The organism is Arthrobacter sp. D1-17, from assembly GCF_054130535.1.
This window is the reverse complement of the sequence record NZ_CP096382.1, coordinates 3,423,774-3,445,678: the sequence shown is the minus strand read 5'-3', so window position 1 is coordinate 3,445,678 and position 21,905 is coordinate 3,423,774. Positions and strand designations below refer to the sequence as shown.

Below are 21,905 nucleotides of genomic sequence, written 5' to 3'. Positions count from 1 at the left end.
GGGTGTTCCAAAGGAGGGCTGCTCTACCATTTCCCGAACAAGGAAGCGCTGATCGGCGTCCTTTTGGATCGCCTGGACGAGTACGCCGAAGCCGATGCGCAGGCCATGTCCACCGCGCCCGAAGGGGCGGCCGCCTACTTCATCAGGTCCTCCGTCTGGGCGGACACCCACTGGACCCTGCCATCGTCGCCTCCACGCGACTGGCGGAAGTGGCCCACGAGGAAACCCGGCGCCGGTTCGCCCGCATCCAGCAGCGGTGGCTGGACGAGATTGCCAAGGACGTGGGACCCGACCTCGCCTAGGCGGTCCTGTATATGGGTGACGGCGTGTACTTCAATGCAATGCTCTCCATCGGGCCCGCCGCGACCGCCGCAGAAACGGCTGCCGACGGCGAAAGCCTGCTCTCCGCGCTGGCGCGGCTCCGGGGCTGAAGAGCGCTTTCCCGCGGGGAACCCGATGATTGCGCGGCGTCGGCCGGCCGCGGGCCCGGACGCCGCTGCTGCAGTTTGCGGACGGGTTCGGGACGTAGGAGAATGGCCGGTGTGGCTGATGCCACGGCTAACTGAATACGCCTTTGATCTGCGGCGGGAGAGTCCTGCAAGTAGGTACAAGCAGGCGCCGTAGGAGCAAACCCTCCCCAGGAATCTCACAGGCCCATGTACCGCCGCGGCGAGGCAACTCTGGAAAGTAGCAGGCTGTCGGCCGTAAGGCCCGGGATCACCCGACAACTCAGGACACGCTGTGCTCACCGACGGTGCAAGCGGCGCCGCGCACGATGCGCGCCGCGGAAACTCTCAGGTCCAATACAGAGCGGGGAGGAACCCGAATCACTGTGGCGTACCCGCGCCGCCTTAGTTATGGAGTTCCTTTGACCGTACATTCAGCCTCCGCCACCTTCGTCGACCGGCACATCGGAGCCCGCCGCGAAGCCCATGTTGCCGCCATGCTCAAGGCTGTGGGCTTCGACACCGTTGATGCCCTGGTTGACACCGCCGTTCCCAAGGACATCCGGCAGGATGTTGCGCTGGAACTGTCTCCGGCGCTGAGCGAGGTTGAAGCGCTCGCCGAGCTCCGCAGGCTGGCCGCGAAGAACAAGACGGCTGTACAGATGATCGGCCAGGGCTACTACGACACCGTGACGCCTCCGGTGATCCGCCGCAACATCCTGGAATCCCCTGCGTGGTACACGGCCTACACCCCGTACCAGCCGGAAATTTCCCAGGGCCGCCTTGAGGCGCTGCTGAACTTCCAGACCATGGTCCAGGACCTCGTTGGCCTGCCAATCGCCAATGCCTCGCTGCTGGATGAAGCAACGGCGGTGGCCGAGGCGGTGCTGCTGATGCGCCGGGCCAACAAGAACAAGCAAGCCCGCGAGGGCAAGACCGTCCTGGACGCTGACTGCCTGCCGCAGACCATCGCCATCGTCAAGGGTCGCGCCGAGGCGCTGGGCTTCGAGGTCGAGGTCGCGGATTTGTCCTACGGACTGCCTGACGGTGACATCAACGGCGTCGTCCTGCAGCAGCCCGGAGTCTCCGGCCGGGTCTGGGACCAGTCCCCCGTGATTGCCGCCGCCAAGGAACGTGGTGCCCTGGTCACGGTCTCAGCTGACCTGCTGGCCCTGACCCTGATCACGCCTCCCGGCGAGCAGGGCGCGGATATCGCCGTCGGGTCCGCGCAGCGGCTGGGTGTGCCGCTGTTCTACGGCGGACCCCACGCCGCCTATATGGCAGTGCAAAAGGGCCTTGAGCGCTCCCTGCCCGGCCGCCTGGTGGGTGTCTCCAAAGACTCTGCCGGAGTGCCCGCGTACCGCCTCGCGCTGCAGACCCGGGAGCAGCACATCCGCCGTGAAAAGGCGACCTCCAACATCTGCACCGCGCAGGCGCTGTTGGCTATCGTCGCGTCGATGTACGCGGTCTACCACGGACCGGAGGGGCTGAAGGCGATCGCCGAGACCGCGCACAGCCACGCCAAGGTTCTCGCGGCATCGCTCAAGGCAGCCGGCTTGGAAGTCCTGCACAACAGTTTCTTCGACACCGTGACCGTTTCCGTTCCGGGCAAGGCGGCCGGCATCATCGCCGCAGCAGAAGAAAAGGGGATCAACCTCCGCGTGATCGACGCCGACACCGTCGGCATCTCCACGGATGAAACAACCACACCGGCCATCGTGGCGGACGTACTCGCCGCCTTCGGCGCCACGGCAGTGGGAGCCCCGGGCAGTTTCGCTCTTGACCCCGCCGTCGAACGCACCTCCGGTTACCTGGAGCATCCGGTGTTCAATACGCACCGGTCCGAGACGCAGCTGCTGCGTTATATCCGGCGGTTGTCGGACCGTGACCTGGCGCTGGACCGCACGATGATTCCGTTGGGGTCCTGCACGATGAAGCTGAATGCGACGGCCGAGATGGAGGCCATTTCCTGGCCGGAGTTCGCCTCGATCCACCCGTTCGCGCCGGATTCCCAAACGGCGGGCTGGCGTGAGCTGATCGCTGATCTGGAGGCGCAGCTGACCGAGATCACCGGCTATGACCAGGTCTCGATCCAGCCCAATGCCGGGTCCCAAGGTGAGCTGGCGGGTCTGCTGGCGATCCGCGGTTACCACCGGTCCCGTGGCGAGGGCCAGCGGAACATTTGCCTGATTCCGGCCTCGGCGCACGGCACGAACGCTGCCTCGGCGGTGCTGGCGGGCATGAAGGTCGTGGTGGTGGCCACCGCGGCGGACGGCACCATTGACCACGCGGACCTGTACGCGAAGATCGAGGCGCACAAGGACGTGCTGTCGTGCATCATGATCACCTACCCCTCCACCCACGGGGTGTACGACGGGGACGTCCGTGAGGTCTGCGACGCGGTGCACGCCGCGGGCGGGCAGGTCTACGTTGACGGCGCGAACCTTAACGCCCTGGTGGGGCTGGCCCAGCCGGGCAAGTTCGGCGGGGACGTGTCGCACCTGAACCTGCACAAGACCTTCTGCATCCCGCACGGCGGCGGCGGGCCCGGCGTCGGCCCGGTCGCGGCCAAGGCGCACCTGGCACCGTTCATGCCCGGCAACGCGGCGTCCTGGAGTGAGGGTGATGACGTGCCGATCTCGGCCTCGCGCTTCGGCTCCGCCGGGGTGCTGCCGATCTCCTGGGCGTACGTGAAGCTGATGGGCGGGGACGGGCTGACCGAGGCCACGAAGTCGGCGCTGCTCGCGGCGAACTACGTCGCTGCGCGCCTGGATGAGCACTTCCCGGTGCTGTACACCGGTGAGGGCGGCCTGGTGGCGCACGAGTGCATCCTGGACCTGCGCGAACTCACGGCCCGGACCGGTGTCACGGCCGAGGACGTGGCCAAGCGCCTGATCGACTACGGCTTCCACGCCCCCACCCTGGCGTTCCCGGTGGCCGGGACCCTGATGGTGGAGCCGACCGAGTCCGAGGACCTGGCCGAGATCGACCGGTTCATCGAGGCCATGGTTTCCATCCGCCGCGAGATCGACCAGGTCGCCAACGGTGACTTCACTGTGGAGAACAGCCCGCTGCGTAACGCCCCGCACACCGCGGCCGCGGTCATCAGCTCCGACTGGAACCGTGACTACCCCCGCGAGCAGGCCGTGTTCCCCGTGCACTCCCTCAAGCAGGACAAGTACTTCGCGCCCGTGGGCCGCATCGACGGCGCAGCCGGGGACCGGAACCTGGTCTGTTCCTGCCCGCCGCTTTCCGAATTTGAGAACTAAGGATCACCCCCCATGACTGAGAAGTACACGGCCCTGTACGAAGAGCACAAGAAACTCGGCGCCTCCTTCACCGACTTCGGCGGCTGGCAGATGCCGCTCAAATACACCTCCGAGCTGGCCGAGCACCACGCCGTCCGCAACGCCGCCGGCATCTTCGACCTCTCCCACATGGGCGAAGTCTGGGTCACCGGGCCGGACGCCGGAGCCTTCCTGGACTACGCCCTCGCGGGAAAGATCTCCGCCATGGCCGTCGGCAAGGCCAAGTACTCGCTGATCTGCAACCAGGACGGCGGCATCATCGATGACCTCATCGTGTACCGGCGCCCTGCCGGTGCTGGTGCTGCCGGTGCTGGGACCGCGGAGACCGGAACCGCCGACAGGTTCCTCGTCGTGCCCAATGCCGGCAACGCTGCCACCGTCGCCGCCGCCCTCGTCGAGCGCGCGGCAGGATTCGACGTCGTCGTGGACGACGTCTCCGCCGAAACCTCGCTCATCGCTGTGCAGGGGCCGAAAGCTGAAGAAATCCTTCTTCGCCTCGTTCCCGCAGCCCAGCACGAGCTCGTCACCGGACTGAAGTACTACGCCGGCGTCGAGGTCCCATTCCTCGTGGCCGGCGCGGGTCAGGAGCTGCTGCTGGCACGCACGGGCTACACCGGGGAAGACGGCTTTGAGATCTTCGTGGACAATGCCGACGCCGCCGCCCTCTGGCAGGCAATCATCGCCATCGCCGACGAGGGGGAGCTGACGCCGGCCGGCCTGGCCTGCCGCGATTCCCTCCGCCTGGAGGCCGGCATGCCGCTCTACGGCAACGAACTGTCCCTCGACGGCGACCCCTTCGCCGCCGGCCTGGGCCCCGTCGTCGCGCTGTCCAAGGAAGGCGACTTCGTCGGCAAGGCAGCCCTGGCGGCCAAAAAGGAAGCCGGAGCCGGAACCAGCACGGGACGGAAGCTCGTAGGCCTCAAGGGCCTGGGCCGCCGCGCCGGCCGGGCACACTACCCTGTGCTTAAGGACGGCAACGTCGTCGGTGAAGTGACCTCCGGCCAGCCCAGCCCCACCCTGGGTTACCCCGTCGCTATGGCTTACGTCGACGTCGAATACACCGAGCCCGGCACGTTCTTGGACGTAGACCTCCGCGGCAAGGCAGAACCCTTCGAAGTCGTGGCACTCCCGTTCTACAAACGCGCCAAGTAGTTTTGCGGGAGAGCGTCCGGGACCACCTACCCCCGGACGCTCTCTCACTTTCTGCACAATTAACCCGGCGCTCTCTCACTTTCCGTCGGGTTTAACCCGACGCTCTCTCACTTTCCGAAATCACCGAAACGTAAGGAACCAAACAACATGGCAAAAGTTGCCGCTGATCTGCAGTACTCCGAAGAACACGAGTGGCTGTCCCGGAAGGATGGAAACGTTGTTTCCGTCGGCCTTTCCGCCGTGGCCACCGACGCCCTCGGCGACATTGTTTACGTGGACCTGCCCGAGGTCGGCTCCACTGTGACTGCCGGCGAGACCTGCGGCGAGGTGGAGTCCACCAAGTCCGTTTCGGACCTCTACTCCCCGGTCACTGGCGAGGTCACGGAAACCAACCCGGCCGTCGTCGACGACCCGGCGCTAATCAACAGCGACCCGTACGGTGCAGGATGGCTCTTCAAGGTCGCCGCCGAGTCGGAAGGTCCGCTGCTGTCCGCCGAGGAGTACGCGTCCAAGAACGGCGGCGAGCTTTAAGCCATTGGATTGCGCTCGGGGCTGCCCTCGCGGCGCCCAAAACGGCGTAGCGTTGGTAAGAGAGATTGCTGGCAAGTCCGCTGGTTGAGCTTGTCGAAGCCCGGCCCGTCGGGTTCAACCTTTGTGCATGCCGGGCCCACGCCGTCCGGGTTCCCTGGCCGAGCTTTCGAGGTTAGGGGGGACGGCGGGGAGCATGCTGCCGGAGGCCGGACCCGAAGGGGCCGCTGCTCACCTCTCGATTACTGACTTTTTAGGAACTGATCATGGCTGTTGGTGTCTTTGACCTTTTCTCCATCGGAATCGGCCCGTCGAGTTCGCACACTGTGGGGCCGATGCGTGCTGCTGCGGTGTTTGCGGAGGAGCTTAGGGCGTCCGGGGTGTTGGAGCGGGTGGCGTCGTTGCGGGTGGATCTGTACGGTTCGCTGGCTGCGACGGGTCACGGGCACGGGACGATGACCGCGGTCCTGTTGGGCCTGGAGGGCTTTCATCCGGAGTTGATCCTGCCGGAGGAGGTGGAGTCCCGGCTGGCGGACATCGCGGAGACCGGGATGCTGCAGCTGGCCGGCGCGGGCGGCGGTGTGCGGTTGCCGTATGGGGTGGAGGATATTGTGTTGCGGCCCTTGACCGTGCTGCCCCGGCACACCAACGGGATGACGTTTACCGTGTCCGACGCCGCCGGCGAGGTGCTGCACAGGGCGACGTTCTTCTCGGTCGGGGGCGGGTTCATTGTCCGGGAGGGCGAGGAGGACGCGGCGCTGCAGGAGCTGGAGGAGTCCAAGAAGGAGCTGCCGCTGCCGTTCCGCACGGCCGCGGAGCTGCTGGAGCATTGCCGTGCCCAGGGCCTGTCGATCAGCGAGGTCATGTTCGTCAATGAACGCGCTTCCCGTTCGGAGGAGGAGATCCGGGAGGGGCTGGGGCGCATCTACTCCGTGATGGAGGCGTGTGTGCAGACCAGCCTGAAGCGGGAGGGACTGTTGCCGGGCGGGCTGAAGGTCCGCCGCCGCGCCCCGGACTGGCATCAGCGGCTGCTGAAGGAAGACACGGACCGGGACGGCCGGTATTGGCAGGAATGGGTGAACCTGGTCGCGCTGGCGGTCAATGAGGAGAACGCTTCGGGCGGGCGGGTGGTCACGGCCCCGACGAACGGGGCCGCGGGCATCATCCCGGCGGTGCTGTATTACGCGCTGCACTACGCCCCCGGCATGGATCAGGCGACCCAGGCCGACCGGGACGATGTGGTGGTGAAGTTCCTGCTCGCCGCCGGCGCGGTCGGGGTGCTGTACAAGGAACAGGCGTCCATTTCCGGGGCGGAGGTCGGCTGCCAGGGCGAGGTCGGGTCGGCGTCCTCGATGGCCGCCGCGGGCTTGGCCGAGGTGATGGGCGGGTCCCCGGCGCAGGTGGAGAACGCCGCGGAGATCGCGATGGAACACAATCTGGGCCTGACGTGTGACCCGATCGGGGGCCTGGTGCAGGTGCCCTGCATCGAACGCAACGCGATCGCCGCGGCGAAGGCCATCAACGCCGCGAAAATGGCGCTCTGGGGCGACGGCACCCACCGCGTCTCACTGGACGAGGTCATCATCACCATGCGCGAAACCGGCAAGGACATGAGCGATAAGTACAAGGAAACCGCCATGGGCGGCCTCGCCGTCAACGTCGTGGAATGCTGATCCCTCTTCAGCTGGTCGAGCTTGCCGGGACTTAGTTGTTGCACCCCGTACATCCTGAGACCGGTCCTGGGCCTGGCGCTGCGGCTGCGCCAAACGACCCACGCCGCCACGGCCATGGAGGCACACAGCACAGTCCAGACCGGCCCGAACACCCAGTTGGGCGTAGACCACGGCGCCTTGTCCGCCGCCGCGTACCAGCCGCTGACATTGTTGATGGTTGCCTGAGAGCCGGGCCACGCGACCAGAGCGGACGCTGCCAGAAAAGCGAGGAGTGCCGCGAGCTGCACAACAACACGCCTGCTGTCCGAGCGTACGGTCCCGTCCTTGTTAATCGAAGTCCCCGGACTCCCTCCGGCAAGCGGTCCGTGCCTTCCCACTTGCCGTGCGTGAGGCCGGAGTCAAGGCCACGTGCCACCATTGGATCCATGAACGGAGGCTACGATCCTGGCTTCCTGCTGGAGGCCGTTGACCTTCCCTGCCCGAACGCGCCTGCCGTGCTGCTCGATTACACCCACTTCTCGGTGCGGCTTCAGTCCTCCCGCAGGCTGGCTGCCGTCGTCGGGGTCAATATCAACGGCGGGGAACTCCGCCCGCTCGAGCGCAGCGGAACCTGGCATTTCGACCCGAGGGTGCCCCGTGGGCACCAGGCCGGCCCAGAGGTGTACCGGAACAACAAGCTGGACCGGGGACACCTGGTGCGCAGGCTCGACCCCGTGTGGGGAGACCCGGAGACCGCCCGGAGAGCAAACCAGGACACGTTTGCCTTTCCCAACGCGGCGCCGCAGGCAGCGGACTTCAACCAGGATAAGCAGCTCTGGCTCGGCCTCGAGGACCACGTGCTGAACCATGCCGACATTTACGACGCCAAACTGAGCGTCTTCACCGGACCGGTCCTCGCCCACGACGATCTGCCGTACAGGGGGATCCAGATACCACGACGGTTCTGGAAGGTCGCCGCTTGGACCGGAGACGGGGCACTCGCCTCGGCGGGATTCGTGCTCGACCAGTCACCCCTGCTGGAAGGGCTGGAGCTGGAGCAGGCCGTCCTCCGGCGGCTGGCCGCGGGCGAGCCGCCGCCGCTGGGACCCTTCCGCACCTTCCAGGTCCCGGTGAGCCAGATAGCCGGGCTCACGGGGATCGACCTCACCCGGCTGGCGGCCGCCGACCGGCTGACCAAGGGCGCCGGCATGGGCGGCCTGGTACCGGCGGCCGCACGCCTGCAGGACTTCGCCAGTGTAAGGCTGTGACGGAAAGCCCACCGCCTGGGTGCCCCTCACTCGGCGAGGGCGCGGGCTGTCCCGATAGACTTGAGGCTGCCTCATCGGGCACCTTCTGCAGAGCTACGTACGCGAAGATTGGACACGGCACCCTTGCGAGAATTCACCGCCCGCTTTGCCACCTCCGAAGAGGTCGCCAACTGGGATTCCCACGTCACCGCGAATCCGAACGGCGGAAACCTCCTGCAATCCGAGGCCTTCGCTGACGTCAAACAGCACTATGGCTGGAAGACACTGCACCTCGTCTATGAGACAGCCGACTACGTGAGCTACAACCTCGTCCTTGAAAAGAGCTTTCCGGTGCTGGGCAAGCTCTGGTACATCATCAAGGGCCCGGACGTGGCCGATGTCGAGGACATTCCCGGCATCGCCAAAGCCAACGCCGACTTCGTCAGGCGGGCACGCCTCGGGGTCTTCGCCATCAAGATCGAGCCGGATATCGTACTCAGCGACCATGCGCGTCAGGTCATCGAAGGCGCCGGGCTGGTCAAGACCCACAACCTTCAGCCCAATGACTCCACCGCACTCCTGGACATTTCCCCGGACGAGAACCAGCTGCTCCGCAACCTCCACTCGCGGGGCCGGAACGCAATCCGCCGTGCCATCCGGGAAGGCGTCGAGGTGCACAATGTGGAACCGACGGAAGAGAACTTCCGCGCCATGTACGGTCTCATGACCACAACGGTGGAGGCCAAGTCGCAGGTCCGGGTCCGGGAGTACGAGTACTACCGCCAGTTCTGGACCAACTTCATCAAGCGTGGCCAAGGGCGGCTCCTGTTCGTTTACGAGGACGCGGTCCCCTCTGTGGGCGCCTTTGTCATCAACTACGGACGCAAGGGCACGTACAAGGACGGCGGCTCACTGCAGAAACGCAGCCAGTACGGCGATTCGCACCTCGTGCAGTGGACAGCGATCAAGCAGGTCAAGGAGCTGGGCTGCACGGAATACGACTTCTGCGGCACGCCCCCGAGCGACAAGCTGAAGGACACATCCAACCCCTTCCACGGTCTCGGGCTCTTCAAGACAAGCTTCAGCAAGACCGTCACGGATTTCGTCGGTTGCTATGACCAGGTCATCAGCCCGCTGAAGTACAAGCTGTGGACCGCCGCCGGTGAACGGGTGGCGCGGCAGGTTTACACCCGCCGGACGGGGCAGCAGTTCTACTAGACATACTGGTACGCCGAGCAGCATTAACTCACGGAGGGAGGCCGGAATGACCAAGCAACCCGACGGGGCCAAGCGCCCCCATACCGACAGCCTGCCCAAGACCGAGCCGCTCTCCGCTTCGCAGCTGCGGCAGAACGCCGCGGCCAAGCGCATGCTGCGCCGCCTCGTGCAGGGGGAGAACCCGCCGACGGCGCCCCTGAGCATCGTGGACCGGCTCACTGGCAGCCCTTACGCCAACCCCATGATCCAGGTGGGCGCGGTGGACACCTCCGCGCGCAAAACCATGGACTTTGCTCTGCGCCTCGCCGAAGCGATGTTCCGTTACGGCGCCGGCGCCCTCGAAGTGGAAACCAGCATCATCGCCGTCACCGCGGCGCTCGGGCTGAGCAACATCGAGGTGGACATCACCAACCAGTCGGTGGCCATCAATTATGCGCCCCAGGACCAGACGCCCATCGCGCTGCTGCGCGTGGTGCGTTCCTGGACCAACAATTACGCGGGCCTGGCGAAGGTACACCAGCTCGTTACAGACATCGTGGCCGGAGGCGTCGGCCGGGACGAGGCCGCCCGACGGCTTGACGAAATTGTCCGCAGCCCCAAACCGTTCCCGCGCTGGATGGTCACGGTCGCGTTCGCGGTGTTTTCTGCCATGTTCGTGGGCGTGATCGGCGGCGGCCCGGGTGCCTCGGCCGTCGCGTTCGCCTCCAACCTGCTGATCAGCCTTCTGGCCCGGAAGCTGGGCCGCTGGCGGACACCAGACTTCTTCATCACCGCGGCGTGTTCCTTCGTTGTCACCGTGATCGCGCTGCTCCTGTGGCGATTCGGCAGCCCCTTGGGGATACAGCTTGCCCCGGCCATCGTTGTGGTGGGCGGTATCCTGCTGCTGCTTCCCACCGGCCGGCTCGTATCGTCGGTCCAGGACGCCATCAACGGGTTCCCTGTTACCGCGGCCGGCCGGTTCCTGTCGACTCTGCTGACCTTCGGTGCCGTGGTGGCCGGGATCGCCGTCGCCTTCGTGGTGGGGGACAGGATCGGCATGGAGCCCATCGACGTCACGGAAACTTTCCCGCCGGCGTATCCGCTGTGGGTGCAGGTGTTCATGGTGGCCGTCGCCGTCGTCGCGATCGGCATCACGGAACAGACGGACTGGAAGCTGTTGCTGCCGACGGCGGGAGTCGGCGTGGTTGGGCACCTGGCCCTTATCGGCGCCGAATCACTGAATGTTGGCGCACGCTTCTCACCGGCAATTGCCGCCGTAGTGATCGGCCTGCTGGCCCGCGTGGTGGCCCTGAGGATGGGTGCTCCCCAGCTGGTGGTTGCCGTCCCTGCCGGCCTGATTCTTCTGCCCGGCCTGACCATCTTCCGGTCGATGTACGTGCTCACCATCGAGGAATCAGAGATCCTGCTAGGAGCCGGAGGCATGCTCAGCGCAGGGGCCATCGTCTTCGGCGTCGCTGGTGGCATCGTGCTCGGCGACACCCTGGCGCGGCCGCTCACCAGGAGCCTTGCGAGCAACGAACGACGGCGGGCCCGCCGCCGCTAGCGGCAGGCGGATCCTGGCGCTGAAGAGCTGGCCGCGTTCAGATCTTGGCCGCGCCTAGATCTTGCCGATTCTAGATCGTGCCCGCGCCTAGATCTTGCCTGCTCCTAGATTTTGCCTGCTCCTAGATCTTGCCGATCGGGAGCTTCTTTTCAGCCTGGAAATCATCTTCCACCCGGCCCTTGGCCCAATATCCGGACAGCGACACCTGGCGCCGTTCCAGTCCACGCTCCTTGAACAGCACGTCGCGCAGGGCCTTCATGTAGCCCCGTTCGCCGTGCACAAAGACGTCCACCCTGCCCTTCGGCCACTGGGCCTCCCGCACAGCATCGATCAACAGGGTGCTGTCGCCGGCGGGTACGCCCTGCCGTTTGAGCCAGACGACCTCCACTCCGGCGGGTGCGGCAATGTGCTGGGCATCGGCGTCGTTGTCCACCTCGAGGAATGCCTGCCCGCGGGCGCCGCTGGGAAGGGATTCGACGACGGCGGCGATGGCCGGCAGCGCCGCTTCATCGCCGGCCAGCAGGTACCAGTCCGCCGAGGGATCCGGGTTGTAGGCGCCGCCCGGGCCGGTGAAGATCAGGCTGTCACCGGGCTGGGCTGACGCGGCCCACGGCCCGGCGAGGCCGGAGTCTCCGTGGAGGACGAAGTCGATGGCCAGTTCGCGAGCCGCCATATCAACCCGACGGATGGTATAGGTGCGGGTGAACGGCCACTGCTCCCGTGGCATGGTCTCGCGCACAGCCCACAGGTCAAGCGGCTCGGGGTACTCGACGCCCTGCTGCGGAAAGACGATCTTGACGTAGCGGTCAACAAAGTCATTGTTGACGTAGTCTCCGAAACCTTCGCCGCCCGCGATGATCCTCACCATGTGCGGCGAAAGCTGCTCCCGGCGCAGAACGGTCAGGTTGATCTGGGGACGGGATTTCTGGGTCGCCGATGTGGTGGCAGGCAGAACAGTCATGAAAGTAAGCCTAGCCTAAGTATTCTTTCCGGCTGCCTTCTGTTGCCTTTCAAGGCTTAATGAATCAACGCGCCCTCCAGCTTGGGCCAGGGCAAGAGGCCCGGCTCTTAGACTCCGGGTACGAACGGCGGAAGCTCCCAGTCGACTGCGTCGGCGCCCTGTTCTTCCAGCAGGGCATTGGCGCGGCTGAACGGCCGGGAGCCAAAGAAACCCCGCGACGCGGACAGCGGGCTGGGGTGGGCGCTGGCCACCACCGGCGTGCTGCCGAGCAGGGGGCGGACGCTCTCGGCGTCCTTGCCCCAGAGTACGGCGACCAGCGGTATCCGGCTTCCCTCCGCCGTGCCGCGGCCGGCGACGGCGGTAACGGCCGCCGTCGTGATGGTTTCCCAGCCCCTTCCGCGGTGGGACCCGGCAGCACCCTCGCGCACACTTAGCACCCGGTTAAGCAGCAATACGCCCTGGTCAGCCCATGCACCGAGGTCCCCGTGGGTACGGGCGGGGTAGCCGAGGTCCGATTCCAGTTCCTTGTAGATGTTCGCCAGGCTCCGGGGGAGGGGCCGGGTGCGGCCGTCCACGGAGAACGCCAGGCCTACGGCGTGTCCCGGCGTGGGATACGGATCCTGTCCGACGATCAGTATCCGGACGTCTGCAAGCGGCTGCCGGAACGCCCGGAGGAGGTTCGACGGCGACGGCAGCACCCGGTGCCCTGCAGCTTCCTCCCCGGCCACGAAGGAGAGAGCGGACCTCAGCTCGTCCTCCACGTCAGCCAATGCCGCGGCCCAGTCCGGCGCCACCAGCTTCTCCAAAGGCATGGCCCTCATATCAGCGAGTACTTGGTCTTCAGCCGGCGCATGGCTCTCCAGCACAAACAGGGGCTCAGGTTCAGTCACACGGACCATTGTTCCAGCGCAGGGCCTCCGGCGTAACGCCGCGTAAATGACAATGCTGTTATTCGTCCGTAACATGGTGGTTGGTCTTTTTCCCGGAACCAGCCAAGGAGTGTGCAGTGGCCGAACCGTTGCAGGACCATCTCACAGACCGCGCCGCCGTCTCTGCAGCAGAGCGATCCGCTGCAGCAGAAAGTCCTGCTGCGGGGCCGCGCCGCGGGTCCTTGCTCGAGGATTTTCAGCTGCGGGACTCTCCGTTGAGCGAGCGCGAGCAGCAGATCCTGGCGCTGGAGCGGCAGTGGTGGAAGTACGCCGGCGCCAAGGAACAGGCCATCCGCGAACTGTTCGATCTGTCGGCTACGCACTACTACCAGATCCTCAATGCGCTCATTGATACCGAGGCCGCCCTGGCCCACGATCCCATGCTTGTGAAGAGATTGCGTAGACTACGTACGTCACGTCAGAGGGCCCGCACCGCGCGCCGCTTGGGGTCTGGCGCCTAAATCGTTAGTGCCGGCCTACCGGCAAAAGACCAGCAAGGACGTCGTTTTACCATGACCAATTACGCCCGGGATGAATTCGACAGGGTACCTGAGGCCGCCTCACGGCAGGGCGTCCACCGGGCAGCGGCGGCGCCAAAGCGTCCCCGTCTGTGGCCCATCCTGAGCGTGGGGACCGCTTCCTTGGCCGTGGGCATGGCGGCGTTCGTCCTGCTGCCGCATGGTGGGTTCGAGACCCCGGGACAGTCTGCGTCCGAGGCTGCGGCCGCCGTCGCCCAATCCGGGAGCTCGGCGTCCGGGGCGTCCTCACCCAAGCCATCATCCGCTGCACCCGCTGCGGGTGCCTCCAAGCCGGCCTCCCCGTCTGCTGCCGCGTCTGCGGACCCCTCCGAGACCGCGCCGTCATCGCCGGCTGCGACGGACCCCGCCTCGGTCGACGTGCTGGCTTCAACCGTGGACAAGGCACTTCCGGTCTCGATCTTCAACGGGACTTTGACTTCCGGGCTGGCTGGCCGTGTGGGTGCCACCGTCGAGGCCGACGGCTGGACCTTGGGTCAGGTCGCTAACTGGCAGGGTGCGCCTCAGCAAACGTCCGTCATCTTCTATCCGGGCGCCGAGCACAAGGCCAGCGCTGAAGCGCTGGGGGAGTTGTTGAACATTCCGACGCTCGTTCAGAGCCCGGGTTTTGAGTCGTCCGTTGCCGTTGTGCTGGGCCCCGGATTCCAGTGATGAACCGGGTTACGCCCGAATAACTATTGCGCCAGGTTTCGGCTGTCCGTCTGCCTCCGGTCGCCTGCCGGTGGATAGAGTGAAGAAAGTCTTCGCAGCGTAATTCGCGGCACACGCTGAGGTGGGCCTTACGGAAGCAATCTGAAAGTGTGGAAATCATGGCATTGGGAACCGTGAAGTGGTTCAACGCTGAAAAGGGCTACGGCTTCATCACCGTTGACAGCTCGGGCGATGACATCTTTGTGCACTGGTCTGCCATCCAGGGAGACGGCTACCGCGCCCTCGATGAGGGCCAGCGGGTCGAGCTCGATGTCGGAGAGGGCGAAAAAGGCCCACAGGCCGAAAACGTCCGGCCTGCCTAGTGGCTGGCCGCGCCATCGCGGAGACCGCCCAAGATAGTGCCGGACGGACGACCGGCGCCTTGCGCTTGCCCCGCACGTCCTTCACCCGGAGGCCCTTCACCCACGGGCCCTTCATTCGCATGGCAGGGTTTGGCGCTGCCGCCGTTTTGGTGCTGGGGGCATGCTCGGGGCAGGCGGGAAACGCAAGGACGGCCTCGGTCGAAGCAAGTGGCGACGGCACCTTGCGGATTGGCCTGATTCTCGACAACTCGGGATCCCAGGCGTTCCTAAATGCCGCGCAGCTCGCGGCCGCCAAGCTTGCTGTCCAGGAAATTAACGCGGCGGGCGGGCACAAGGGCCGGCCCCTGGAGCTGCTGCCGGAAAAGATTGGCGGGGAAGCAGCGGACCAGGCCAGGGCGCTGGTGGAGGCAAAGGCCGACGTCGTCGTAGGCCCCACGGATTCCAGTCGGGCTCCTGGCGCCATCGATGTGCTGTCCAAGGCCAAGGTGGTTCTTATCTCGCCGGCCAACACTGCAGCCAGCCTGAGCCAGTACCAGAGCGGGGGCTACTACTTCCGGACTGCGGCAACCGACGTGGCCCAGTCGCCGGTCCTGGTCAAGCTGGCCAAGGACGGCGGCGCCAGGAAACTGGCTGTTGTCCACGAGCAGAGCGCCTACGGCACCGATGTGTCGGCGGCCGTGTCCTCCTCCGCCAAGGAAGCGGGGATGGAGGTCGTCACGGTGGCCGGATTCAAACCCGGTGAAGCGCAGAAGGCGGCGGCGACTGCGGCGGAAGCCTCGCCGGACGCCGTCGTGCTCATTGCCCGTGATGGCGCCCAGGGTGCCATCGCCGAACTGCAGAATGCGGGCGTGACCGGAAGTCAGTTCATCTTGGCAGACGGAGCCTTTAGGCAGTATGGCTCGGATCTTGGGTCACGGGCGCTCGAAGGGGCCAGGGGGATCGTTGCCGGCGCGTTTCCCTCCGCCCATCTGCAGGGTGAACTGGTCGCCGTGGACAAGGGGCTCAAGGACATGACCTTTGCTGCCGAAACGTACGACGCGGTCAATCTCGCTGCCCTTGCCGCCGCTGTGGCTGATGATGACGCCGGCGCCTCCGTGGCCGCCCACCTCATTGGCGTCTCGGGCGGTTCAGCGGGTTCTGCCGCAGCAGGTACCCGGTCCGCCGGGAAGCCAATGCTCTGCAGATCGTACAAAGACTGTCTCGCCGGTATCAGAGAGGGAAAGCCGATTGATTATGACGGCGAGTCGGGGCCCGTGCGGTTCGATGAGAACGGGGATGTAACAGCGGCCAGGTACATGGTGTTTACCTACGGGCCGGACAACAGGGCGAAACTGACCGGCAGCGAGACGGCCGGCAGGGCTCAGCGCTGAACAGCGTTCGCGTGTTCGCGTGATCGCGTGATCGCTGGGAGCGAAGCCGGTCGCGAAGTGGCGAGGTTTTAGCGGCGACTGCTTGCACTCTCCCCGGGGGAGTGCTAATTATTGATTAGCACTCCTGCATATCGACTGCTAACTCATCGCCCGGTTTAGGCCGCAAGCGGGGTCAGTGGCCGTGCATGGAGCGAAAGAAACACCTGGTTGGGGTGAGATCGGGACTGCCGGCATACAGAGGCCGTCAGGAAGGATCGTCCGTCGCGGGCACCGCAGCGAGGTTCATTCTTAACGACTGTCCCGAAAGGACTACTGCCGTTATGGCCAAGATCATTGCATTTGATGAAGAGGCACGCCGCGGTCTTGAGCGGGGCCTGAACACCCTCGCCGACGCCGTCAAGGTCACCCTCGGCCCGCGTGGACGCAACGTCGTCCTCGAAAAGAAGTGGGGCGCCCCCACGATCACCAACGATGGTGTGTCCATCGCCAAGGAGATCGAGCTGGACGATCCTTACGAGAAGATCGGCGCCGAGCTGGTCAAGGAAGTTGCCAAGAAGACGGATGACGTCGCTGGCGACGGCACCACCACGGCTACCGTGCTGGCCCAGGCCCTGGTCAAGGAAGGCCTGCGCAACGTTGCCGCCGGCGCTGACCCGCTGTCCCTCAAGCGCGGCATCGAGAAGGCAGTTGAAGCGGTAACCCGCGAACTGCTGGACAACGCCAAGGAAATCGAAACCAAGGAAGAGATCGCTGCCACGGCCTCCATCTCCGCCGGCGACGACGAAATTGGTGCCCTCATCGCCGAAGCCCTGGACAAGGTCGGCAAGGAAGGTGTCATCACCGTCGAGGAGTCCAACACCTTCGGCCTGGAGCTTGAGCTCACCGAAGGCATGCGCTTCGACAAGGGCTACATCTCCGCCTACTTCGTCACGGACACCGAGCGCCAGGAGACGGTTCTTGAGGACCCGTACATCCTGATCGTCAACTCCAAGATCTCCAACGTCAAGGAACTGGTTGCTGTCCTCGAAAAGGTCATGCAGTCCAACAAGCCGCTGCTGATCATCGCCGAAGACATCGAGGGCGAGGCACTGGCCACCCTGATCGTCAACAAGATCCGCGGTACCTTCAAGTCCGTCGCCGTCAAGGCCCCGGGCTTCGGTGACCGTCGCAAGGCGCAGCTCGCCGACATCGCCATCCTCACCGGTGGCCAGGTCATCGCCGAGGAAGTCGGCCTGAAGCTGGAGAACGCGGGCCTCGAACTCCTGGGCCGCGCCCGCAAGGTCGTTGTCACCAAGGACGAGACCACCATCGTCGAAGGTGCAGGCGACGCTGACCAGATCGCCGGTCGCGTTTCCCAGATCCGCGCCGAGATCGAAAACTCCGACTCCGACTACGACCGCGAGAAGCTGCAGGAGCGCCTGGCCAAGCTGGCCGGCGGCGTTGCAGTCATCAAGGCCGGTGCCGCAACCGAAGTTGAGCTCAAGGAACGCAAGCACCGCATCGAGGACGCAGTCCGCAACGCGAAGGCTGCTGTTGAGGAAGGCATCGTCGCCGGTGGTGGCGTTGCCCTGATCCAGGCTGGCCTGAAGGCCTTCGCCAACCTCGACGTCAGCGGTGACGAAGCAACGGGCGCCAACATCGTCCGCGTTGCCATCGACGCCCCGCTTAAGCAGATTGCTTTCAACGCAGGCCTCGAGCCCGGCGTTGTTGTGGACAAGGTCCGCGGCCTGCCCGCAGGCCACGGCCTGAACGCTGCAACCGGCGAGTACGTCGACCTGCTGGCTGCCGGTATCAACGACCCCGTCAAGGTAACCCGCTCTGCCCTGCAGAACGCGGCATCCATTGCCGGTCTCTTCCTCACCACCGAGGCCGTCGTGGCCGACAAGCCGGAGAAGAACGCTCCGGCCGTCGGCGGCGGCGACGAGATGGGCGGCATGGGCGGTTTCTAACCACCCCTCCCATCGCTGAGCAGGTCAGCGAGCATTGCGTAAGTGCGGCGGCGGTTCCATCTTCGGATGGGGCCGCCGCTGGTCTTTAACGGGTACGGTTGATGTGCGGCTTTCAGTGTCTGCCCGGTCTGGCAGGATGGATTTGTGACGATTACAGCAGCGGCCGACGGTTCGGCTTTAGGAAATCCCGGTCCGGCCGGATGGGCCTGGTACGTGAACGATGATTGCTGGCGCGCCGGAGGCTGGCCGCACGGCACGAACAACCAGGGCGAGCTGATGGCCGTGCTGGACCTGTTCCGTTCCACCGCGCACATTCCTCAGGAAGACCTGCGGATCCTGTGTGACAGCCAGTACGTCATTAACTCAGTGACCAAATGGATGCCGGGCTGGAAGCGCAAGGGATGGCGCAAGGCCGACGGCACGCCCGTGCTGAACGTGGACCTGCTCAAGGAGATTGATAAAGAGCTAGTCGGGCGCAAGTACACATTCGAGTGGGTCAAGGGCCATGCCGGACACGACCTCAATGAGGCGGCCGACGAGCGTGCACGGGCCGTAGCTCTGGCCTACCAGCAGGGTATCGCAGCGCGGTCCGGCCCAGGCTTCCGCGGAGCGGCCGCACTGGCCGAGGAGGAGGAGGCTGTCTCAAGGCCGGGAGCCGCTGGCCTGACACAGGACGACGACGCGCTGGCACAGGGCCACGTCTCGCTGGGACGGAATGCCGATGCCGCGCTGGAACGGGACGCAGGACTTCAACAGGACGAGGCGGAAGAGCTGGACCTGTTCGGCGGCCTGGAAAGCGGGCTTTCTCCTAGCGCCGGACGCAGTCGTGGACCCGCCGGTGCCGTGGAGGACGCTGGGGCAGTGGCCAGCGCTGGGAGAGTGGCAAGCGGTGCGGCAGCGGCAAACGGCAGTACAGTGGCGGGCAGCGGGTTGGCAGAAGAGCTGGACCTGTTCAGCGAACTGGACGATGACGCCTTCAGCTCGCCACTGGGTAAGGCGAGCCCGGAACTAACTGTCGAAGCGCTCGAACGTGAGCTCCTCCGCCCTGAGGTACGCAGTGACATCGGGCGGACCGGTGTGCTGCTGCATCCGGAGTTCACCGAGATCGGCACCTCCGGAAGGCTCTGGACCCGCGACGCCATGATGATGTCCCTGGAGGAAAGCCCCGGCAGTCACATGGAGCTGGAACTGATATCCGTGGACCGCGTCGGCGCAGAGGCCATCCTGCTCGTTTACCGTAGCCATTCCCGCGAGGGTGCGGCCCTCCGGAGCTCCCTGTGGGTCCTTGACGGCGGACAATGGCGCCTCCGCTTCCACCAAGGCACTCCTGAGGCCTGAGGCAGTCAGAAAAAACCGGTCAACTGAAGCGTTGCGCGTTGCCCTGCTCGGCTTGGGCATAGGTGGTTGCAGCCGATGACAGCGCGAGGTTGATGGACGCCAGTGACGCCTCAACCTTTCCCTGCGTCAGGGTCCACTCAGTCACGAGTGCCTGGAAGTTGGTGGCTGCCGAACCCCGCCAGGTTCCCTGGAGCTCGTCCAGGCCGTGCTTCATGGCCTGGACGTCTGCACTGATGCGGTCCACGGTTGCCCTGACGCTTGCCGATTTCAGCTGGAGGAGTTCGGTATCGACGGAAATGATGCTCATGGCTCTGGCCTCTCAACGTGCTGCACGGGCGATGGGATGCCGGTGCTGGACGAAAGCGGACAGGTTCTCCGGTCCGCTGTATCGAGCCTACGAGCCGGGCAGTATCGGGAACACAGGGTCATCCCTGTATGTGGATAACCTGCCCGTCGTCCTTGCTGTCGCGGCCTTCTCCTTGGCTGTCCCGGCCTGCATCTTCCCGGACTGCACCTCCGCTCACGCTGTGGGGCACAGTTTGCTGTGAGTCGTCGCGCAGCGGAAGGCTGACTGTCAAAGTTGCGCCCCCGCCGTCAGTGGTATGGACCCGCACGGAGCCGCCATGGGAACCCACAATGGCTGCCACAATGGCCAGGCCCAGTCCGCTGCCGCCTGTTTCCCGGGTGCGGGAGGTGTCCGAGCGGTAAAAGCGTTCAAAGATCCTTGGCGCCTCGCTGTCCGGAATGCCAGGTCCGTGGTCACGGACTTCAAGGACGGCATGCGGGGCTCCGTCCTCTCCGAGGCGGACACCAACCGCCAGCTCGATCGGAGTGCCCTCGGGTGTGTATCTCAGGGCGTTGCCCACCAGGTTTCCAACGACCTGGCGGAGCTTGGCCTCGTCGCCGAGAATTGGGGCCGGTGTGGCATGCCCGCCGTCGAGCCCGATCAGGGTGATGCTACGGTTCCTGTCACTGGCCTGGGTGTCCACCACGGCGTCGTGGGCGATCAGCTGCAGGTCGACCGGTTTCTGCTGCAGCGGCCGCTGCTCGTCGAGCCGGGCGAGCAGCAACAGGTCCTCCACCATGGATCCCATCCGTTTGGCTTCGCTCTCGATCCTTCCCATGGCGTTCGAAATGTCTTCGTCGGACTGCAGGGCGCCGTGGCGGTAGAGCTCTGAGTACCCCCTTATGGTCACCAGTGGAGTGCGCAGCTCATGTGAGGCGTCAGCGGCGAAGCGCCGCATCCGTTCCTCCGAGGCCATACGTGCGGCAAAGGCTGCCTCAATGTGCGCCAGCATGGCATTGAGTGAGCGTCCCAGCCGGCCGACCTCTGTCTCCGGGTGCTCCACCGCCACGCGGCGCGACAGGTCCCCGGCCGCGATTGCAGCGGCGGTCTTTTCCACGCGGGCGAGCGGCCGGAAAGACTTGGTTACCGTCCAGGAAGCGATAAAGGAGGCCAGAATCATGGTCAGCAGGCCGACGCCCACTACTACCAGCGTGGCATGGCGCAGCACTTCGTCGACCGGCGAAAGAGGCAGTCCCACAACCACGACCGCCCGGCGCTGTTCCCGGTCCACAACGTTAACCGCAACGACGCGCCAGTTCTTTCCGTCGCTGCCCTTTACCTGGTATGGCCTCAGTTCGCGCTCGCGGGCTTCCTCTACCGAGATTTCCTCGATGTTGGGGCGGTTGGACTTTCCGTCAAGGTTGCTTCCTGCGGCTCCGGGGTAGTAGATGGTCACGGTGTAATCCGTGGGTACCACGGGGTTGGGCACGATGAGCTGGTTGAAGGAGCGCTGCCGCTGTGCGGACTCCACTGCTGCCTGGAGCTTGTCGTCCACCTGTCCCTCAAGATAGCTGCGCAGCAGGGTAAGGGTGCCAGCCCCAGTCACGGCGAGGGCCACCAGCATGAGTGCCATCATGATGGCCACCAGCTGGGAGCGGAGGGTGGCAGACTTCCAACGTTCGAGCAAGGTCAGCGCTTTTCTGCCGTCCGCAGCACGTAGCCCACACCGCGCTTGGTCTGGATCAGGGCAGGGGCTGCGGGATCGGTGTCCACCTTGCGGCGCAGGTAGGAAATGTAGGATTCCACGATCGAGGCGTCACCGTTGAAGTCGTATTCCCACACGTGGTCCAGGATCTGAGCCTTGGACAGGACACGGTTCGGGTTCAGCATGAGGTACCGCAGCAGTTTGAACTCGGTGGGGGACAGTTCGATGACGGTCCCGCCGCGACGGACCTCATGGGCATCATCGTCGAGCTCGAGGTCGTCGACACGGATGACGGCTTCGTCGTCATCCATCATCGGCTGCGTGCGGCGCAGGACAGCCCGGATCCTGGCCACGACCTCGTCGAGGCTGAAGGGCTTGGTGACGTAGTCATCGCCGCCCACGGTGAGACCGGTGACTTTGTCCTCGGTGTCGTCCTTGGCGGTCAGGAACAGGACGGGAAAATGCTTGCCGGCGGCGCGCAGGCGCCGTGTGACTGTGAAGCCATCCATGTCCGGCAGCATGACGTCCAGCACGGCAAGGTCCGGCGCGTGGCTTTCCGCGGCGGCCAAGGCCTCCCGTCCGTTGCCCGCAGATACAACCTCGAATCCTGCAAACCGCAGGGAAGTGGACAGCAGTTCGCGGATGTTGGGTTCGTCATCTACCACGAGGAGCTTCGCTTCGGCACCGTTTTTCTTCATAAGTCCATGATGCTCCCCCAGTCTGG

Annotated in this window: 18 protein-coding genes, 2 pseudogenes and 2 riboswitches; of the genes and pseudogenes, 14 read left to right on the top strand and 6 right to left on the bottom strand. The window is 65.3% G+C overall.

Annotated elements, in window-relative coordinates; translation table 11 throughout:
- The 5 genes and pseudogenes from M1E01_RS15885 to M1E01_RS15865 form a co-directional block, all read left to right on the top strand.
- Nucleotides 1-431, top strand: a pseudogene (locus tag M1E01_RS15885) (TetR/AcrR family transcriptional regulator); the annotation flags it as partial.
- A gap of 144 nt (nt 432-575) precedes the next feature.
- A riboswitch (glycine riboswitch) is annotated at nt 576-674 on the top strand.
- A riboswitch (glycine riboswitch) is annotated at nt 675-819 on the top strand.
- Nucleotides 820-868: 49 nt separating this feature from the next.
- The gene (gene gcvP, locus M1E01_RS15880) at nt 869-3,715 is read left to right on the top strand and encodes an aminomethyl-transferring glycine dehydrogenase (protein WP_457972511.1); all 2,847 of its coding nucleotides are present in this window, start codon (nt 869-871) and stop codon (nt 3,713-3,715) included.
- A 12-nt stretch (nt 3,716-3,727) separates the two neighbouring features.
- On the top strand, nt 3,728-4,906 hold the full coding sequence (gene gcvT, locus M1E01_RS15875) for a glycine cleavage system aminomethyltransferase GcvT (protein ID WP_457972510.1): 1,179 nt from the start codon (nt 3,728-3,730) through the stop codon (nt 4,904-4,906).
- Nucleotides 4,907-5,053: 147 nt separating this feature from the next.
- On the top strand, nt 5,054-5,437 hold the full coding sequence (gene gcvH, locus M1E01_RS15870) for a glycine cleavage system protein GcvH (RefSeq protein ID WP_457972509.1): 384 nt from the start codon (nt 5,054-5,056) through the stop codon (nt 5,435-5,437).
- A 263-nt stretch (nt 5,438-5,700) separates the two neighbouring features.
- Nucleotides 5,701-7,107 (top strand): L-serine ammonia-lyase, encoded by a 1,407-nt coding sequence (locus tag M1E01_RS15865; protein WP_457972508.1) that lies wholly within the window; start codon nt 5,701-5,703, stop codon nt 7,105-7,107.
- A 95-nt stretch (nt 7,108-7,202) separates the two neighbouring features.
- Here the strand turns inward: M1E01_RS15865 and M1E01_RS15860 are convergent.
- A pseudogene (locus tag M1E01_RS15860) lies at nt 7,203-7,394 on the bottom strand (TspO/MBR family protein); the annotation flags it as partial.
- 138 nt (nt 7,395-7,532) lie between these two features.
- Between M1E01_RS15860 and M1E01_RS15855 the strand changes: the two are divergent.
- The 3 genes from M1E01_RS15855 to M1E01_RS15845 all read left to right on the top strand — a co-directional run bounded on the left by M1E01_RS15855 (nt 7,533) and on the right by M1E01_RS15845 (nt 11,094).
- Nucleotides 7,533-8,354 (top strand): DNA/RNA non-specific endonuclease, encoded by an 822-nt coding sequence (locus M1E01_RS15855; protein WP_457972507.1) that lies wholly within the window; start codon nt 7,533-7,535, stop codon nt 8,352-8,354.
- A gap of 123 nt (nt 8,355-8,477) precedes the next feature.
- Nucleotides 8,478-9,551 (top strand): lipid II:glycine glycyltransferase FemX, encoded by a 1,074-nt coding sequence (locus M1E01_RS15850; protein ID WP_457972506.1) that lies wholly within the window; start codon nt 8,478-8,480, stop codon nt 9,549-9,551.
- A 46-nt stretch (nt 9,552-9,597) separates the two neighbouring features.
- The gene (locus M1E01_RS15845) at nt 9,598-11,094 is read left to right on the top strand and encodes a threonine/serine ThrE exporter family protein (protein ID WP_457972505.1); all 1,497 of its coding nucleotides are present in this window, start codon (nt 9,598-9,600) and stop codon (nt 11,092-11,094) included.
- Between the two features lie 121 nt (nt 11,095-11,215).
- Here M1E01_RS15845 and M1E01_RS15840 read toward each other — a convergent pair whose 3' ends face one another.
- Nucleotides 11,216-12,055 carry a siderophore-interacting protein gene (locus tag M1E01_RS15840; protein ID WP_457972504.1) on the bottom strand — a complete coding sequence of 280 codons (840 nt, stop codon included), beginning with the start codon at nt 12,053-12,055 and terminating at the stop codon, nt 11,216-11,218.
- Nucleotides 12,056-12,162: 107 nt separating this feature from the next.
- Nucleotides 12,163-12,954 carry a uracil-DNA glycosylase gene (locus tag M1E01_RS15835; protein ID WP_457972503.1) on the bottom strand — a complete coding sequence of 264 codons (792 nt, stop codon included), beginning with the start codon at nt 12,952-12,954 and terminating at the stop codon, nt 12,163-12,165.
- A gap of 212 nt (nt 12,955-13,166) precedes the next feature.
- On the opposite strand from M1E01_RS15835, the gene M1E01_RS15830 reads away from it, so the two are divergent.
- From M1E01_RS15830 to M1E01_RS15805, 6 genes are all read left to right on the top strand, one after another.
- A complete protein-coding gene (locus tag M1E01_RS15830) occupies nt 13,167-13,445 on the top strand; it encodes a DUF3263 domain-containing protein (RefSeq protein ID WP_457974996.1) in 279 nt (92 codons plus the stop codon).
- Nucleotides 13,446-13,496: 51 nt separating this feature from the next.
- Complete coding sequence (locus tag M1E01_RS15825; protein ID WP_457972502.1) at nt 13,497-14,171, top strand: LytR C-terminal domain-containing protein; 675 nt, start codon at nt 13,497-13,499, stop codon at nt 14,169-14,171.
- A 158-nt stretch (nt 14,172-14,329) separates the two neighbouring features.
- Nucleotides 14,330-14,533, top strand: a complete 204-nt coding sequence (locus M1E01_RS15820) for a cold-shock protein (RefSeq protein ID WP_457972501.1) — start codon at nt 14,330-14,332, stop codon at nt 14,531-14,533.
- 119 nt (nt 14,534-14,652) lie between these two features.
- Nucleotides 14,653-15,903 (top strand): ABC transporter substrate-binding protein, encoded by a 1,251-nt coding sequence (locus M1E01_RS15815; RefSeq protein WP_457972500.1) that lies wholly within the window; start codon nt 14,653-14,655, stop codon nt 15,901-15,903.
- A 320-nt stretch (nt 15,904-16,223) separates the two neighbouring features.
- Nucleotides 16,224-17,852, top strand: coding sequence for a chaperonin GroEL (groL, locus tag M1E01_RS15810; RefSeq protein WP_457972499.1), 1,629 nt, complete (start codon nt 16,224-16,226; stop codon nt 17,850-17,852).
- Nucleotides 17,853-17,996: 144 nt separating this feature from the next.
- The gene (locus M1E01_RS15805; RefSeq protein ID WP_457972498.1) at nt 17,997-19,190 is read left to right on the top strand and encodes an RNase H family protein; all 1,194 of its coding nucleotides are present in this window, start codon (nt 17,997-17,999) and stop codon (nt 19,188-19,190) included.
- A 19-nt stretch (nt 19,191-19,209) separates the two neighbouring features.
- Here the strand turns inward: M1E01_RS15805 and M1E01_RS15800 are convergent, their stop codons facing one another.
- From M1E01_RS15800 to M1E01_RS15790, 3 genes are all read right to left on the bottom strand, one after another.
- Nucleotides 19,210-19,497, bottom strand: a complete 288-nt coding sequence (locus M1E01_RS15800) for a WXG100 family type VII secretion target (protein ID WP_457972497.1) — start codon at nt 19,495-19,497, stop codon at nt 19,210-19,212.
- A gap of 118 nt (nt 19,498-19,615) precedes the next feature.
- Complete coding sequence (locus tag M1E01_RS15795; protein WP_457972496.1) at nt 19,616-21,163, bottom strand: sensor histidine kinase; 1,548 nt, start codon at nt 21,161-21,163, stop codon at nt 19,616-19,618.
- Between the two features lie 2 nt (nt 21,164-21,165).
- The gene (locus M1E01_RS15790) at nt 21,166-21,879 is read right to left on the bottom strand and encodes a response regulator transcription factor (protein ID WP_457972495.1); all 714 of its coding nucleotides are present in this window, start codon (nt 21,877-21,879) and stop codon (nt 21,166-21,168) included.
- Nucleotides 21,880-21,905: the final 26 nt, after the last annotated feature.